The 13,004-nt window shown below is 62.7% G+C and carries 22 protein-coding genes and 2 tRNA genes; 9 read left to right on the top strand and 15 right to left on the bottom strand.

Annotation, left to right across the window (positions count from 1 at the left end; translation table 11 throughout):
• Positions 1-211: 211 nt before the first annotated feature.
• From ODI_RS06150 to ODI_RS06105, 10 genes are all read right to left on the bottom strand, one after another.
• On the bottom strand, positions 212-526 hold the full coding sequence (locus ODI_RS06150; protein WP_074046857.1) for an HNH endonuclease: 315 nt from the start codon (positions 524-526) through the stop codon (positions 212-214).
• Between the two features lie 13 nt (positions 527-539).
• A tRNA-Met gene (locus ODI_RS06145) sits at positions 540-615 on the bottom strand.
• Positions 616-687: 72 nt separating this feature from the next.
• Complete coding sequence (locus ODI_RS06140; RefSeq protein ID WP_067759341.1) at positions 688-957, bottom strand: hypothetical protein; 270 nt, start codon at positions 955-957, stop codon at positions 688-690.
• Positions 954-1,319 (bottom strand): hypothetical protein, encoded by a 366-nt coding sequence (locus ODI_RS06135; protein WP_067759343.1) that lies wholly within the window; start codon positions 1,317-1,319, stop codon positions 954-956. Before ODI_RS06135 ends, ODI_RS06140 begins: the two co-directional genes overlap by 4 nt.
• A 2-nt stretch (positions 1,320-1,321) precedes the next feature.
• Entirely contained in the window at positions 1,322-1,654 is a 333-nt protein-coding gene (locus ODI_RS06130) for a PDDEXK family nuclease (protein WP_231968208.1), read from the bottom strand.
• A gap of 5 nt (positions 1,655-1,659) precedes the next feature.
• Positions 1,660-2,391 (bottom strand): hypothetical protein, encoded by a 732-nt coding sequence (locus ODI_RS06125; protein ID WP_157929731.1) that lies wholly within the window; start codon positions 2,389-2,391, stop codon positions 1,660-1,662.
• Positions 2,366-3,214, bottom strand: a complete 849-nt coding sequence (locus ODI_RS06120; protein ID WP_098020858.1) for a helix-turn-helix domain-containing protein — start codon at positions 3,212-3,214, stop codon at positions 2,366-2,368. Before ODI_RS06120 ends, ODI_RS06125 begins: the two co-directional genes overlap by 26 nt.
• On the bottom strand, positions 3,211-3,546 hold the full coding sequence (locus ODI_RS06115) for a DUF4406 domain-containing protein (RefSeq protein WP_067759353.1): 336 nt from the start codon (positions 3,544-3,546) through the stop codon (positions 3,211-3,213). The genes ODI_RS06120 and ODI_RS06115 overlap by 4 nt, the downstream gene beginning before the upstream one ends.
• Positions 3,543-4,061: a hypothetical protein gene (locus ODI_RS06110; RefSeq protein WP_162292290.1), complete on the bottom strand. Its 519-nt coding sequence runs from the start codon at positions 4,059-4,061 to the stop codon at positions 3,543-3,545. Before ODI_RS06110 ends, ODI_RS06115 begins: the two co-directional genes overlap by 4 nt.
• On the bottom strand, positions 4,058-4,579 hold the full coding sequence (locus tag ODI_RS06105; RefSeq protein WP_067759358.1) for a hypothetical protein: 522 nt from the start codon (positions 4,577-4,579) through the stop codon (positions 4,058-4,060). The genes ODI_RS06110 and ODI_RS06105 overlap by 4 nt, the downstream gene beginning before the upstream one ends.
• A 115-nt stretch (positions 4,580-4,694) precedes the next feature.
• On the opposite strand from ODI_RS06105, the gene ODI_RS06100 reads away from it, so the two are divergent.
• Positions 4,695-4,883 carry a hypothetical protein gene (locus tag ODI_RS06100; RefSeq protein WP_157929730.1) on the top strand — a complete coding sequence of 63 codons (189 nt, stop codon included), beginning with the start codon at positions 4,695-4,697 and terminating at the stop codon, positions 4,881-4,883.
• Between the two features lie 56 nt (positions 4,884-4,939).
• On the opposite strand, the gene ODI_RS06095 is transcribed toward ODI_RS06100, so the two are convergent.
• Positions 4,940-5,164, bottom strand: a complete 225-nt coding sequence (locus ODI_RS06095; RefSeq protein WP_067759362.1) for a helix-turn-helix domain-containing protein — start codon at positions 5,162-5,164, stop codon at positions 4,940-4,942.
• Between the two features lie 69 nt (positions 5,165-5,233).
• Here ODI_RS06095 and ODI_RS06090 point away from each other — a divergent pair, with 69 nt between their 5' ends.
• The gene (locus tag ODI_RS06090; RefSeq protein WP_067759365.1) at positions 5,234-6,292 is read left to right on the top strand and encodes a S24 family peptidase; all 1,059 of its coding nucleotides are present in this window, start codon (positions 5,234-5,236) and stop codon (positions 6,290-6,292) included.
• 1 nt (position 6,293) lies between these two features.
• Here the strand turns inward: ODI_RS06090 and ODI_RS22240 are convergent, their stop codons facing one another.
• From ODI_RS22240 to ODI_RS06075, 4 genes are all read right to left on the bottom strand, one after another.
• Positions 6,294-6,704 (bottom strand): hypothetical protein, encoded by a 411-nt coding sequence (locus tag ODI_RS22240; protein WP_157929729.1) that lies wholly within the window; start codon positions 6,702-6,704, stop codon positions 6,294-6,296.
• Positions 6,704-7,273: a Panacea domain-containing protein gene (locus tag ODI_RS06085; RefSeq protein WP_067759367.1), complete on the bottom strand. Its 570-nt coding sequence runs from the start codon at positions 7,271-7,273 to the stop codon at positions 6,704-6,706. The genes ODI_RS22240 and ODI_RS06085 overlap by 1 nt, the downstream gene beginning before the upstream one ends.
• A gap of 359 nt (positions 7,274-7,632) precedes the next feature.
• A complete protein-coding gene (locus tag ODI_RS06080; protein ID WP_067759370.1) occupies positions 7,633-7,944 on the bottom strand; it encodes a hypothetical protein in 312 nt (103 codons plus the stop codon).
• Between the two features lie 10 nt (positions 7,945-7,954).
• Entirely contained in the window at positions 7,955-8,659 is a 705-nt protein-coding gene (locus ODI_RS06075) for a type VI secretion system-associated protein TagO (RefSeq protein WP_269460528.1), read from the bottom strand.
• 602 nt (positions 8,660-9,261) lie between these two features.
• Here ODI_RS06075 and ODI_RS06070 point away from each other — a divergent pair.
• The 7 genes from ODI_RS06070 (at position 9,262) to ssb (ending at position 12,966) form a co-directional block, all read left to right on the top strand.
• Positions 9,262-9,501 (top strand): hypothetical protein, encoded by a 240-nt coding sequence (locus ODI_RS06070; RefSeq protein WP_067759372.1) that lies wholly within the window; start codon positions 9,262-9,264, stop codon positions 9,499-9,501.
• Between the two features lie 54 nt (positions 9,502-9,555).
• Entirely contained in the window at positions 9,556-9,738 is a 183-nt protein-coding gene (locus ODI_RS06065) for a hypothetical protein (RefSeq protein ID WP_067759375.1), read from the top strand.
• Between the two features lie 920 nt (positions 9,739-10,658).
• Positions 10,659-10,732 (top strand) — tRNA-Gly (locus ODI_RS06060).
• Between the two features lie 356 nt (positions 10,733-11,088).
• Positions 11,089-11,298, top strand: a complete 210-nt coding sequence (locus ODI_RS06055; RefSeq protein ID WP_157929726.1) for a hypothetical protein — start codon at positions 11,089-11,091, stop codon at positions 11,296-11,298.
• Complete coding sequence (locus ODI_RS06050) at positions 11,295-11,534, top strand: hypothetical protein (protein WP_067759381.1); 240 nt, start codon at positions 11,295-11,297, stop codon at positions 11,532-11,534. The genes ODI_RS06055 and ODI_RS06050 overlap by 4 nt, the downstream gene beginning before the upstream one ends.
• Positions 11,531-12,481 carry a ParB/RepB/Spo0J family partition protein gene (locus tag ODI_RS06045; protein ID WP_067759384.1) on the top strand — a complete coding sequence of 317 codons (951 nt, stop codon included), beginning with the start codon at positions 11,531-11,533 and terminating at the stop codon, positions 12,479-12,481. The genes ODI_RS06050 and ODI_RS06045 overlap by 4 nt, the downstream gene beginning before the upstream one ends.
• A 2-nt stretch (positions 12,482-12,483) precedes the next feature.
• A complete protein-coding gene (gene ssb, locus ODI_RS06040) occupies positions 12,484-12,966 on the top strand; it encodes a single-stranded DNA-binding protein (RefSeq protein ID WP_067759387.1) in 483 nt (160 codons plus the stop codon).
• The last annotated feature ends 38 nt before the right edge of the window (positions 12,967-13,004 follow it).

Below are 13,004 nucleotides of genomic sequence, written 5' to 3'. Positions count from 1 at the left end.
TCCGTCGTTTCGGCTCAGGCTTTCGGCCCACCCCTCCCCTTTCCTGCGCGCCGCAGCACCGTCACGGTGTCCGCGCCCGGAGGCGGGAAGGATCTCACCCTGCCGTCTGGCCACACCACGCGCTCGCCCTCGCGGCTGGGCAGTGGGTTCCAGAACTCGGTAGCTGGTATCCGCACAGCCCGGAAGCCGGGGTAACTCTGACCTCCGATCCTCATCGCTTTCTGCCTCTCAGCGCCTCGGCCTGGGTTTTGGCCTTGTGGCAATCTCGGTTGATGGCCTGCAGGTTTACCGGATCATCGGTGCCGCCCTCGGCTACCGGCCTGACGTGGTCCACCTCATGCGCGACGCGTGGAACAGGGCGAGCCTTGCATGCCACGCATTGGCACAGGTAGCCATCGCGTTTCAGTATCTGATCGCGCAGCCGGCGCCATGGCCTGCCCCCGCGGCCCTGGCCGTATGCAACGGGTTCGGGCTCATGCCTGGCCGTCAGCACCTTGCGCTTGAGCGTCGGCGGGCGGCTGGCCATGTCTTGCCTTGATTGGATGCGGGAGACGGACTCGAACCGCCGACCTCTGGGTTATGAACCCAGCGCGCTGACCACTGCGCTACCCCGCAGAAACGAAAAAGCCCGCGCGGATCACCGGCGGGCTTGGCGTTGCGTTTCGTGTGGACGCAACTGTGGAGGCCCTATTGTCGCATTACTTGTCGCACTTCATCCGAACTGCATGTCGCATTTTTCCAGGTGTAGCGACCGACGTTCGGGGCGCTCGGCAATCGGGACACGTTCCCCGATTCAATCAACGCGTTCACGGCACGCAACACCGCCTGGCGCGCAGCACCTCGCACGGGCTTCGGTAACTCCTTCCCGCCTGTGGCGTGCCTGATGATGTCCCCGGTCTTGAACGTCTTGCCGGGGTAGGCCGCCAGCAGGTCTATCACTTCAGCGACGTACTTCATCGAACCTTCCTTTCCACTTCGATCTTGAATAGGCCCAGGTACAGCTTGTAGTCGGTGTCGCTCAGATGCACACCGGTCGTGTCGAATATCCAGGCTCGCGCCGCCTGCCGCCGCGCCGCTGTTGCCTTGCCCTCGAATCTCGCGTTCCTCTGCGGGTACTCGGCAATGATCACCATGCGTTCGTGCCAAGGCAGCAGCGCGTGCAATCGTTCCACGGCATGGGCATGCGATTGGCATATCTCCGCCTTGCCTGCATCATCGTCATGCAGGACCGGCGCCATGTTGCCGACGGCAGCGCCGGACCACGTCCAGCGCGCCCAGTTCCACAGCAGGTCGTCCGCGGTCAGTTCACCCCTGTCCACTGTCAGAACTCCTCGACCGCCCAGCCGCCCCCATCCTTCTTGGGCCGCGGCTTGAGGGCCAGGAACCGGAAGGGGTACATGTCAGCGGCCACCTTGATCTTGACCCTGGCGTCGTCCTGCCAGAACCCCTTGATCTCATGGAGTTCGATCTGGCCGCACGGCAGCATCACCGCGAAGTCAGGGGTGTAAAACGTGTTGTCGGCCAGCCGCAGCTTCATGCCTTCGAACTTGTGCCAGAGGATGCCGCCCACAGCCTGCAGGTCAGACAGGTGCTTGGCGTAGGCCTGCTCGGTCTTGTTCATGGCCCCGACCTTGAGGCGGCCGAGCGCTTGCATTCCCCTCATGCTGCGCCCCCGGTGGCCCGTTGCAGCATTGCCAGGACGGTCGGGCTCGGCTTGCGGCCGTCGGCGCAACGCTGCTGCACTTTGGCGATCCACCGGCGCGGGTCACGCCCCGTCTGATCCAGCGCCGCCCCTGCGCCCAGTTCGCGCATCTGCTTGGCGGCTGCGTCGCGATCGGCCTGGGTGTTGCCGGGCGCGGGCAATGCCATCGACACCTCGGGAATGTCTTTCCATTGGCCCTGATGCAGGATGTCGCGCAGCGCTGCCTCCCAACGCGTTTTCATCACGGCATAGCCCAAGTGCATGATGTCGTGCTGCCCCACCCGGACGGCCGCCCAGAAAATAGCCGGGTGACTCCACTGCCCTTTCTCGCCTCGCGACCGGTCCAGCATGCCGCGCACGGCTTCTTGAAACGCGTTTTCGGGCGCCAGGTGCGGGCGGCATGCCCGGACGAACTCGGCCAGCGACGGTGGCCAGTCGAACATGCGACGGCAGTTCCGCAGTCCGGTGGCGATGTCCTGCGGCACAAGGCCCTCGTCGGCGAACGCCTCGGCCCAGGACTCCGTCCATGCATCAATGGCGTCCTGCCCATCTGCGAACGCAGCGCGCCAGCGATTCGGGTACATGCCATCCAGGCGGTTGTACAGGTGGCCCATGAGGCTGATGCCTTCGAGCTTGGGGTGCGGCGACAGCCACGGGGCCATGCTAGACGTCGATGCAATCAGGCTCATGGCCGTCGCTCCTGCGAATGCGGCCACGGTTCACGTAGGCCGACGGGTTGAACTTTCCGGGTTTCTGCGAGTGCGCCCCCGCCGGGTCCCCCTTCGGGCAGAACAGGCCTTGCCAGCCGCCGTTGAGGTTGTGCTCCAAAACGCGTTTCGGTTTCCAGCCCTGTTTCCGCCATTCCTCCATCGACGCCAGTTGCTGATCTGCCGCTTCCTCGGTCAGGGGCTTCCGGAGGGCTTTTCGGTGGGCGACCCAGCGTCCCCACGCGTCGCGGTCTTCATCGTCCATCCAGTCCGGCAGATCGATGGCTGATGCATCGAAACCAGGAGCGCGCTTGCGCGCCTTGGTGGTTGTTGATGGTTCTTGATGGTTAATGACGGTTGTATGCGGGTGCAATAGCTGTTGCACCCTTTCATACGCCGGTTTGCACCCTTTCATACCGCCGTTTGCACCCTTTTGGTCGTCACTTGCACCCTTTTCAATGGGTGCAGAATTTGCGCCGTTTTCTTTGGGTGCAGAATTTGCACCCTTTTTTTCGGGCAGATCGTGACCATTCAGCCAGTCCGGGCTGATGCGGTATTCGCTGGGCACGCCGCGCCCCCCGTTGCCCGCGTTCACCAGGATCAGCCATCCGGCCTCTTGCATCTTGCGCAGCTGGTACTGCACCGTCCGGTCAGACTGGCGCGTCTTCGCGGCCAGGGTGCCCACCTTGGGGAAAATGTGGGTGCCATCGTCGTGGGCGTGATCGGCCAGGGACAAGGCCAGGATCATCTCGCCGCCCCCGTTGGGATACCGTTCAAAGACGGCGTTCATGCACTTGACGCTCATGCCAGCACCTCGGCCGGCGCGCGCGGCACCACATCCCCGACCAGGCGAGCGGCGTCCAGCACCGACATGCCCAACTCGCCGGCCAGCATCACCTCGATACGCGCGCCGCGCGAGCGCTCCCAGCCCGGCAGAGTCACCACGCCCTCGCAGGTCACCAGCTGTGCGATGTCAGCGCGCATGCAGTCCGTCCAGGCGGCGCCGGGGTTCGTGTTGATCTCTGCGGGGTTGATGATCTCGTGCCCCAGGCCGCGAAGGCGCGCCGCCATTTCATGGAACGCGGGGAAATTGAGATCGGGGTGACCGGTCATCGGACCGGCGAGATAGAGTTTCATGCGCCCCTCGCAAGGTATGCGCCGATGTGCCGGACAAAATCGGCCTCGGCTGCCTCAGGCCATTGGCCCAGGCGTTGAAGTTCGGTACGGGTCTGCTGCAGCCATAGGATTTGCAGCGATGCGGACGTGGGCTTGTCGTAGACCCCGCCCTGGTCCAGCTTGGAATGGCAGCCACGGAACGCCAGGCCATCGGCGCACAGCGGAACGGTCAGGGCATCGCTCACCTTCAAGCCCTTGCCCTTCCCTACCGCCAGAAGGTTCAAATGCGCGCACTGGCTGCGCTGCTGCTTGCCACACTGCACGCAGGACAGCTCGGCCACGTTCTGGCGGTGCTGGCGGCTGCGGTAAACGGTCGGCCCCTTCGGCTTGTGGTCGATCGCCACGCCCAGGACATCGGCCAGCCGCTGGGCAAGGCCCGGTCCTTTCGGCTTGCCGGGCTTCGCGCGCAGCCAGCCGCCGCGCTTCATGGGCGTCTTGGTCTTCAGCGACGAACGCCGCTCCATGCCCCAGCTCATTGCGCGCCCCCGGTCTTCACCGCGCGCAACACGTTGCGCTCCATGCGGTGCAGGATCACGCGGGCGGCCCGCAGCAGCGGCACCAGCTCGTCGGCCTCTTCCTGCTCAATGCGCCCGTCCTGCGTCGTCTGGGCGGTCACGGCGGCGATCTTTCCGATCTTGGAACTGATCGTCATGAACTTGGACTGCAGCGCGCTGACCTCACAGGCCCACCCCCCTTCCGGCGGCGGCGGAACATCATCGACGTGCAGCCCTTCCTGGGCACACAGGGCCAGCAACCAGTCGTTGGAGCGGGCCGCGGCTGCGGCATCCTTCTCCACGAACTCGGCCAGCAACACGGCCATGTCCACATCGAGCGTGTCACGACCCTGCAGCTTGCGGCGCAGGGACTCCGGGTGGATCGACGTGTCGCGCCTGGTCGTCAGAAACTGCGCCGCGGCCTCAATGCCACCGTCAGCAGCGCGCACCGCGTTGTAGAGCGCGTCGCGCCAGTAGGTCATCGTGTAGTGGCAGGTCATTACGCTGGATTCCCTCAAATTTCAGCGTATCGGCACGGGCAGCCGGTACGCACAATGCAGCCTGTTTCGGTTTTCACGGATGGGCGGCCTACTCGCCCCCGCTCACAATCTCGCCATGGACGATCACGCTGAAACCATTGCCCTGCTTCAACTCGCCGAAGAGGTCGCAGCCATCGTGCTGCCCAACCCCTCCCGCGCTGCCGTCATGGCTGTCTTCCGCCGGCTATGCGCCGAAAACGACGCGCTCACCCCCGAAGAAGCAAACGCGTTTCTGGATCGCGAACCCTCGGCGACCATGCACTGATGGCCTACACGTCAGTCGGCCCAATCGGGATGCGGTGGTCGCGGTTGTCGTTGGGGTCACGCATGGGCGGGCTCCTGGGATCGATCGGCTTCAGGCCTGGTCGCCTCCCACAGCTTGTAGATTTCCGGCTTATGCGCCGCGAAGAACTTCAGCCAAGCTTTGGGGATACCGTTGGTTCTCCATTGAGAAACCGCCCCCGTGGTCACCTCGCAGAGCTGAGCCACTTGGGCGGTTCCGCCTAGGGAGTCGATCAATTCGGAGTCAAGGTTTCGTGTGCTCATGCTCGAATCTTAGATGCCTAAGATTATAAATGCAAGCCACCTAAGATAATTATTGTTTAGCATCCTAAGATGACCTTTCAGGAACGCATTCAACTCGCCTACCAGCGAGAGTCGGACCGCCGCGCCGACTCCGGCGAGGCTCGTCTGACGAAAACGGAACTCTGGAAAGCAGCGGGAGCCACCTCCGGTGCCGCGACACACTGGTTCAAGGGGTCGAACGGGATGGACATGGCCGCCTGCCTGAAGGTGGCGCCCTTGCTACGAGTCAACCCCCAGTGGCTCTATGACGGGTCCGGCAAGATGGATGCGAAGGTGCCGGCTGCCCCGACATCGGTTACGCCCGCCCCCTGGCCGCTCCCCGCCATCCCCAGAGAACGAATCGAATCTCTCGCTCCCGCGCAGTTGGAGCGGCTGCAGGGTGCAATCGCGTTTGCCCTCGCCCAGGTCGAGCAGGATGTGCTTGTGGCGCCGAAGCCGCAGGGCAAGCGAGGCAGCACTGTCAACCTGGATGATGCTCCGGACGATTTCCCGATAGGGCAGCGCGAGAAGATGCCCTGGGAAGGTGGCTGGAAGCCGACGCCGGCCGGGGATTTGCCCCTGCGCCTGCAGGACCGCGGCGGCGTGGTCGCCAACGTCTCGCCAGGTGCGCCCCCGGCGGCTAATGATCGATTCGAGAAAGTGCCCGAGCTGGGCGAGGTGAAGCTGGCGGCAGGTGAAGGCATCGAGAATGACGCCGAGGAGACGACTGGGCACGTCCAGTTCCGTCGCTCTTTCCTGCGCTCAGTCGGCGCCGATGGTGGCCGTGGCCGCGTGGTCTACGCCAAGGGCAACAGCATGGAGCCCCACATCAAGGATGGTTGGGCAGTCCTGGTCGTGCCGGGAGAGTTCATTAGCGTGCGCGAACTCACACCCAACAGCATCTATGCCATCAACTATGACGGAAAGATGATTGTGAAGGCAGTGGTGAAAGATCCTCGTACTGACAGGTGGGTGGCCAGATCAGCTAACCCCTCACATCCTGATATCGTGCTGGAGGGAGACGAGGCCGTGGTGCGCGTCTTGGGGCGCGTGGTGTGGGCAGGCGGCTTGCTGCGAGAAGGCGAATCTACGCAGTGGGTGCGAAGATGACTTACTGTGCCTCGCAGGCACGCAAATAGAACTGTTGAAACTTCGGCTTGGAAAATGGAGACTCGATAAGCCCCTTGCAGATCGCGTGGAATATTTCTATGTCCACCGCGTCCCTTGTCTCCATCATCTTTTCTTCGATGCCCCGATGGAGCTTTCGACTCGCGATAATTCGCGCCGTCGAATAATCTACCCATGAACGCCTCACTACGAACTCATGACAGCCTGGTTCAAGAATACAGGTCGAGTCGTAGCTAACATAGGGTTTGATGGAAGATATGCTGACCATAAGAACCTCTTCCCATTCTCCGAGAGGATCTGTCAGCAGGATAAAAAGATGCAGGCGGTCCGGATCGTACGCTGGACCCGAAGGCACGAGCACAGTTGCTCTTTTCACCGCCGCGAAACCATTCATCAGGCAGGGATCGAGTCGAAGAACTGATCCATCGCATCACGGGATGATTGCGCCCTAATGTCGTCTTCAATTTGCTCGGGCGATCGGCCGACGTTCTGAAGAATTGAACGAACGGCGATAGGTTTTCTTGAGCCGTTTGGATTTTCCCATTCCGGGACATTTCGCTGATCGTGAGTAAAGTCACGTATCTGCCAACGAGTCATGTGCCCAAACTTAGCCCACACTGCCGAAAGCACTTCAATATCGGCTTTCGAGAGTTCGTCGAAATCTCCAATTGACTCAACGTGGCGCCCCAGGCTGACTTCGTGCTTATCCTTGTCAGAGACCCAGGTTTCCCAGCCTCCCTTTTCAGACTGAGTCATCCCGCTAATGAGATTCAGCGTACGGGAAAGAACTGGCCCATTGTTCAACGAAAAGTACTCATCCCCAGATATAGACGAGCCGTGCCGTGCCAAACTTTCACGATCGGCAAGATAGAGCAACTTCATCAATTTCAAGTAGGACATACGCCCACCACGCTGATGAAGGAAGTAGCCGGCGGCCTGCGCTATGCGCTGCTCATCGAACATACGGATTTTTCTACCTTTCTGGCTCGATTCGGTTACCGAGCAACCAACGCCAAATTGTGGCGGAAACAACCAAGGTGCACATGGGCGCTTTGGTTCATATGGAACTGACCTCAAGCGCTCCGAGCGCGAAGTTATCCACAGGATGCGTTTGTGACTTGACTATCCAGCGGAGAGGTCCGCCCGGCTCGCACAACAAGCTTAGTTTAAACGTTTGTTGACGCTGTGTCAGTAGCAATGCTACGCGCGCGCAATGAATCGCCCGCGTTACCTAGTGGAATTTGTCTGCACAACCCATCCAGCGCCTAAGGGCAGTTGCCCCCTTGCAACGCAGGGGGGTGATGTTTGTGTCGGGCGATCGATCAGCCTGGCCCACCCAAGACCGGCTCTTGGCGCCGAGGCGCTGCGGCCGGAGCAGTAGGCAAGGGGTCAGCGCCTGGCGCCCCCACTACCCTCACCCGCTGCACCACTGGACCCAGGCCCGCAGCCGCGATCAGGCCCAGCGGGCCAAAGACCAGACCCCACAGGAACCACCAGAAGGCCGAATGGCCCTTCGTGGATGCGACATAGGCCGACAGGCAGGCGCACGCCAGCCATGACAGTAGCGCCCACACGACGATGAAGCCATAGGCCGTCAGGTACAGCAGGACCGCATATAGGACGCTATCGTTCATTGCTGGCTGGTCACCAATTGCAGGCCTTGCGGAGATCCGCCAGGGCTTCACCTGCACCAGTCGTGTTGAATACGGCCGTAATAGGGCTCTCGTTGTAAGGCGTGACGTTGGCGACGAAACTTGTACTCTCTGCCAAGCGCTTCAGGGTTGGGACAGGCGACCCAGGAAAGAAGGTCGCCTTGCTGTCCGTAGATAGACCCCACCTCGAACTGACCGCCTCCTCCTTGTCTACGCGATGGGTGACAAGTGTTGTGTCCCCGCCCAAATAAGAAGCCCAGTTGATATAGAGCTCGGTCCGATTGTCTTTGCATCGAACGATCAGACCGATGCGACCGCCATACTTCCCCTTGCCAGTTTCGGCATCGAGCATCGCGAAGAAAACAGCTTTGTCGTTCAGGGGGTCAATGTCTTTTGACAGCCTCCATTTCCCTGCCGCAGCATCGGCCACGGGCTCCGACCGAGGAGCCAGTCCGGCCGCCATGGCCAAAGCGTCATAACAAGCGAGTCGAGTCACGCTATTCACTTGGGCCGCACACCTAGCCACCTGTTTTGGGTCCACTTCCGGCCCTGCTACGGCTTGCTCTGCCGGTGCTGAAGCGCCCGCGGGTTTTGCTGGCGCGTGTTCCTCACTTGTCGGAACCGGTCGGGCAGGAGCCTGAGCATTGACCTCTTGCTTGCAACCTACCACCACCGCCGACACCGCCAATACAGCCATCGCCCGCTTCATAGTCAGCCCTAGGTAACAAAATAATTCTCAATGGTAGCCCAATCCCATGCAACCGGACAGGGCAGGCGTGTTGAGGCGGTTTTTTGCGCCCATAAATCTTAGTGGACTAAGCTTTTCTTGACAGACCACAACTTAGCCAACTAAGATTCTTTCAACGCAGCAGAGAACGCCTAGGCCAAGCCAGCAAGTAGGGCTGCGGAGCAAAACACGTTTGCAGTGCCGCTCTTTAACAAGATGACCGATGAACACCGTGCCATGCCCTCAGGGGCGTTGTGAGTGCACGGCTACCCACTGCGCCGGGGTAGGAGACAAACCGGCGAAATCCCTGATCGGGTAGCGCAGGCGCGGGCTGGAGACAGTTGAGTGCGCAAGCGTCCTATCAGGGGGATGGAGAAATCCACGCCCCCCACCCCGGCGGCGACGTTGCCAGGGAGACGACTGTCTGGCCCATCCAGGCAGCGCCGCGCAAATCGGCAAACCAGCGCCCCAACGCGTAGCGGTATCTCGCGGGGCGCTGGACATATCCAACCAGCACGGTTCGGCCAGCGTTGCGCGCAGCGCTTACCGAAACGCGTTTCTAGGAGAACGACATGGTGGCAGTGACCGTAGAGGTCGACGTTGATGTCGACTTGGCCGACATCGACGAGGACGACCTGATCGAGGAGTTGGAAAAACGTCGCGTCAACCCGATCACGGCTGGAGCGCGAGGCGACGATCTCAACGACCAGCGCCAGGCAATGCTGCGGGCGCTATGGGATCGCGACGATGCCAAGGCTGTGGAACTGCTGAAAACCTACCTCTGCGACTGCCTCGGCCGCGCAGCCATTTGATTACGCCCCGCCTCGCGCGGGGCTGCACTGGAGGAATTGAAGATGAGACCGCAAATGATGCTTAAGTGGGCCGACGAGAAAAACGCCCGCCCTATCTCCCGTCAAGACGCCGCTGCCACGATTCTCAAAAACCGACGCGCCCACAAATCGCTGCGTGTCGTGGTGCGCCGCAAGCAGGGGGAAACGTACATCGCCAGCGATTTCCTGGGCGTTGGCTGCTGCATCTTCCGTGCCTGACAGCCCCGGCTCATCCCTCGCGTGCGGGGGATCGAATTATGCCCAGCGCCTCTGCCGAAGCAGTACGCGCTGGCTATCAGCAAGCAAGGTGGCGAACTGACAGGAGATTCGCCCTAGCGGTGGCGCTTACCGGCACTTTTCTTGTTGTTGGTATGCGAGCCACGCTCCTTGCTCACACGCTGGCCACCGCCGTCGCTCCTGAACGTCACTCCTTTGGGAGCGATGGGACGGGGAGTGCGCTTGCGGTCCGCTTCAGTAACGATTTTGTTGCCCATAAAAGCCTCTCTAGTTTGATAAGGCGTGATTGTCACACATTAGTTCGGTTTATTCCTGGCAGCAGGAAACAGTCAGAGCTGGGTTCACCATTCGCCCGGGCTCAGGTAGCCGCGTCAGGCGTGATCGGAATAGACGCACAGCAGCATCCGACAGAAGGGTGAAAGCCCCTGATGCACGACGCCGCAGCGGCGCCCTCTGCAATGCGATGCCCAAGCCGTTGGAAGGACGGCACCATCATCGAAGCGGCGGCGTGGAAGGACACGCTGGACGGAGTAGACCCCCGGCCTAGTGCCGACCGATGCGCCCGAAAGGGCTGGCTGAACGGGGGAGCCGGTATCAAGCCCGGCCCGCTTCGATGATGGTGATCCAGGCCCACACCTGGACGTTGTAAGGCGCTCGGACGCGAGGCCCATCTGACAGCCGGGAAAGACCGGCACGAATGCACCCCGAGAGGCCGCGCCGCAGCACCGCTGCGGCAATCCGAACGCTGGTCGAGCGCTGACCAGCAATAGGTAGGCCAGACGCGAATGAGCAGCCACGAGCCTCCAAAGCTGCTCTTGACGGTCGGCCGATCCGACTGCACCCGTCGCACATATGGCCAACTGCGCGGCCTGACGCGATGCCGGACGCGGGTAACCGGCAATGCGGGCTTGGCCGAGTGGTCAGGCTGCGGCCTTCCAAGCCGCCTACGCGGGTTCGATCCCCGCAGCCCGCTCCATCCACCTCCTACCCTGAGACATCCATGCTGGACGCCATCGCGCGCTTCTGCGAGGAACTGCTGGACGCTTTCAGCTTCCTCGACAACTTCTGACCGCAGTACCCGCCGCCCACGCGGCGGCTTCGGAGAGCGGGCCTCGCCGCTCGGTTGCCGGCGCTCAACACGTTTGCATCCCAACTGCTCCAGGTCCCACACCCTGGCCCGCTCTCCCAAGCCTTCAACGCGCGTTCGCGCCCTTCCCCATGCTCACCGCCCTACACGCCGCCCTCGCAGTCGTGCCGGCCCTGTTCGCCCTGTGTTTTATGGGCGACCGCCTGGCCCGCCAGCACGCCGCCTCTGACCCCTGGATTGCCACCATGACAACGACAACCTCCAGCGCGCCCCCGCGCACCGTCTCCAGTGTCGCCAGCACCCTGGCGGAAAAGATCGCGCCGTCCGACCTGGCTGGACAGGGCGCGTGGGACAACAACAGCCGCATCCCCTGGCAGGCATGGCCGCTGTCGCTGCTGGGCGCGTTCCTGTTCCTGGTGGTGCTGCCCTGGATGGCGCACGGGGCGGGCATGTGAACGGCATCGAATTCATCGTGCGCGACCGCGCGGGCTGGTCGCCGCCGATTCCGCCGCCGGCAGCACTGCCAGAGGAAAGCCCCGAACCGCCCTCACGCATCACCGACGAGGAAGCCGCCTTCATCCGCTCCCGCCGCGGCTTCCTCTACCCCACCGAACTCGCCGCCCAGTACGGCGTCACCCCTTCCCTCATCAGCGCTATCCAACTCGGGCAGCGCCGCCAGGAACCCAAATGACCAACCCCGCCCCGGCTTCCTTCAAGCAATTGATCAAGTCCGGCGCCATCAAGCGCGCCGACGCCATGAAGATCCCCTACAAGGATCTGCACATCGAACCCGGCTTCAACGAGCGCGACCGCACTGAAGACTTCGACCAGTCCGTGCGCGAGCTGGCCGACTACATCCTCTCCGGCGGCACCTACCCTCCCCTGGAATGCCGCGTCGCTGACGATGGCAAAGTGTTCGTGGTCGACGGCCACCGCCGCCATGAGGCCATCGGCCTGGCGATCAAGGCGGGCGCGCCCATCGAATGGGTCGATATCCGCCAGTTCGTCGGCAACGACGCCGACCGCGTCGCCCGCATCGTCACCAGCGCCCAGGGCCGCCCCCTCTCCCCTCTGGAAACCTCCCGCGTCTACAAGCGCCTGCAGGGGTTCGGGCTCTCGCCCGCCGATATCGCGAAGAAGGTCAGCCGCTCGCTCCAACACGTGAACGAACTGCTGACGCTGGCCAACGCCAACACCGACGTGCAGAAACACGTTTCGGAAGGTGCGGTATCGGCCAAGAACGCGGCGGCGCTGGTCCGCCAGCACGGCGAGCGCGCCGGCGCTGTCCTGGACGGCAAGCTGGCCGAGGCGAAGGCACAAGGGAAGGCCAAGGTCACCGCGAAAAGCTTGGCACCCAGATCCACGCCCACACAGGAGGCCCCGGCAGCGCCTCCAGCTGCGCCGGCCACGCCGGCTGCCCCGGTGGTCGCCCAAGCGCCCGCCCCCGCGCCTGCGCCTGCGCCGTCCGGCATGCCGCCCGAGCCCTCCGACAACATGGTTGCCGCAGGCGTGCGCGCAGTGCGGAATTTCCAGCGCAGCGATGAATGCCGCGTCATGGCCGAGCAGGAGGCAGTGGCGGCCGGCGTGCGTGCCGCCTACAGCGCCATGTACCGCGAATTCACCGAGACGGGATCCTGAGCATGGCCAGCGTCAACAAGGTAATCATCGTCGGCAACCTCGGGCGAGATCCCGAGGTCCGCTACTCGCCCGATGGCGCAGCCATCTGCACCGTGTCGATCGCCACCACCAGCCAGTGGAAAGACAGGAACACCGGTGAAAAGCGCGAGGACACGGAATGGCACCGCGTTGTGTTCTACAACCGGCTGGCCGAGATCGCTGGCGAGTATCTGAAGAAAGGCCGCTCGGTCTACATCGAGGGAAGACTGAAGACCCGAAAATGGACGGATCGACAGGGGGTCGAGCGCTACACCACCGAAATCATCGCCGACCAGATGCAGATGCTGGGCGGGCGTGAGGGTGGCGGCCAAGGTGGGCAGCGCCAGGCCACTTCAGCCGAGGACTATCAGGCTACGCGCGAAGGCCGCGCCGCGCCCCCGGCAGACAACCCCGCAAACGCTGGTGTCGGCGGGGTTGCTGATCTGCATGATGACATTCCGTTCTAGGACCTACCGTCGCTGCAACATGATCTTCCCGCAATTGG

It is taken from the genome of Orrella dioscoreae, assembly GCF_900089455.2.
Classification (GTDB): Bacteria; Pseudomonadota; Gammaproteobacteria; order Burkholderiales; family Burkholderiaceae_B; genus Orrella; species Orrella dioscoreae.
The sequence above is the reverse complement of the archived record's forward strand: the minus strand, read 5'-3'. Positions and strand labels throughout refer to the sequence as shown.

Excerpts from the sequence above, each read along its gene's own strand:
- ODI_RS06150 (WP_074046857.1), bottom strand. The coding sequence starts at position 526 with ATGGCCAGCCGCCCGCCGACGCTCAAGCGCAAGGTGCTGACGGCCAGG.
- ODI_RS06140 (WP_067759341.1), bottom strand. The coding sequence starts at position 957 with ATGAAGTACGTCGCTGAAGTGATAGACCTGCTGGCGGCCTACCCCGGC.
- ODI_RS06130 (WP_231968208.1), bottom strand. The coding sequence starts at position 1,654 with ATGCAAGCGCTCGGCCGCCTCAAGGTCGGGGCCATGAACAAGACCGAG.
- ODI_RS06125 (WP_157929731.1), bottom strand. The coding sequence starts at position 2,391 with ATGAGCCTGATTGCATCGACGTCTAGCATGGCCCCGTGGCTGTCGCCG.
- ODI_RS06120 (WP_098020858.1), bottom strand. The coding sequence starts at position 3,214 with ATGAGCGTCAAGTGCATGAACGCCGTCTTTGAACGGTATCCCAACGGG.
- ODI_RS06115 (WP_067759353.1), bottom strand. The coding sequence starts at position 3,546 with ATGAAACTCTATCTCGCCGGTCCGATGACCGGTCACCCCGATCTCAAT.
- ODI_RS06110 (WP_162292290.1), bottom strand. The coding sequence starts at position 4,061 with ATGAGCTGGGGCATGGAGCGGCGTTCGTCGCTGAAGACCAAGACGCCC.
- ODI_RS06105 (WP_067759358.1), bottom strand. The coding sequence starts at position 4,579 with ATGACCTGCCACTACACGATGACCTACTGGCGCGACGCGCTCTACAAC.
- ODI_RS06100 (WP_157929730.1), top strand. The coding sequence starts at position 4,695 with ATGGACGATCACGCTGAAACCATTGCCCTGCTTCAACTCGCCGAAGAG.
- ODI_RS06095 (WP_067759362.1), bottom strand. The coding sequence starts at position 5,164 with ATGAGCACACGAAACCTTGACTCCGAATTGATCGACTCCCTAGGCGGA.
- ODI_RS06090 (WP_067759365.1), top strand. The coding sequence starts at position 5,234 with ATGACCTTTCAGGAACGCATTCAACTCGCCTACCAGCGAGAGTCGGAC.
- ODI_RS22240 (WP_157929729.1), bottom strand. The coding sequence starts at position 6,704 with ATGAATGGTTTCGCGGCGGTGAAAAGAGCAACTGTGCTCGTGCCTTCG.
- ODI_RS06085 (WP_067759367.1), bottom strand. The coding sequence starts at position 7,273 with ATGTTCGATGAGCAGCGCATAGCGCAGGCCGCCGGCTACTTCCTTCAT.
- ODI_RS06080 (WP_067759370.1), bottom strand. The coding sequence starts at position 7,944 with ATGAACGATAGCGTCCTATATGCGGTCCTGCTGTACCTGACGGCCTAT.
- ODI_RS06075 (WP_269460528.1), bottom strand. The coding sequence starts at position 8,659 with ATGGCTGTATTGGCGGTGTCGGCGGTGGTGGTAGGTTGCAAGCAAGAG.
- ODI_RS06070 (WP_067759372.1), top strand. The coding sequence starts at position 9,262 with ATGGTGGCAGTGACCGTAGAGGTCGACGTTGATGTCGACTTGGCCGAC.
- ODI_RS06065 (WP_067759375.1), top strand. The coding sequence starts at position 9,556 with ATGATGCTTAAGTGGGCCGACGAGAAAAACGCCCGCCCTATCTCCCGT.
- ODI_RS06055 (WP_157929726.1), top strand. The coding sequence starts at position 11,089 with ATGACAACGACAACCTCCAGCGCGCCCCCGCGCACCGTCTCCAGTGTC.
- ODI_RS06045 (WP_067759384.1), top strand. The coding sequence starts at position 11,531 with ATGACCAACCCCGCCCCGGCTTCCTTCAAGCAATTGATCAAGTCCGGC.
- ssb (WP_067759387.1), top strand. The coding sequence starts at position 12,484 with ATGGCCAGCGTCAACAAGGTAATCATCGTCGGCAACCTCGGGCGAGAT.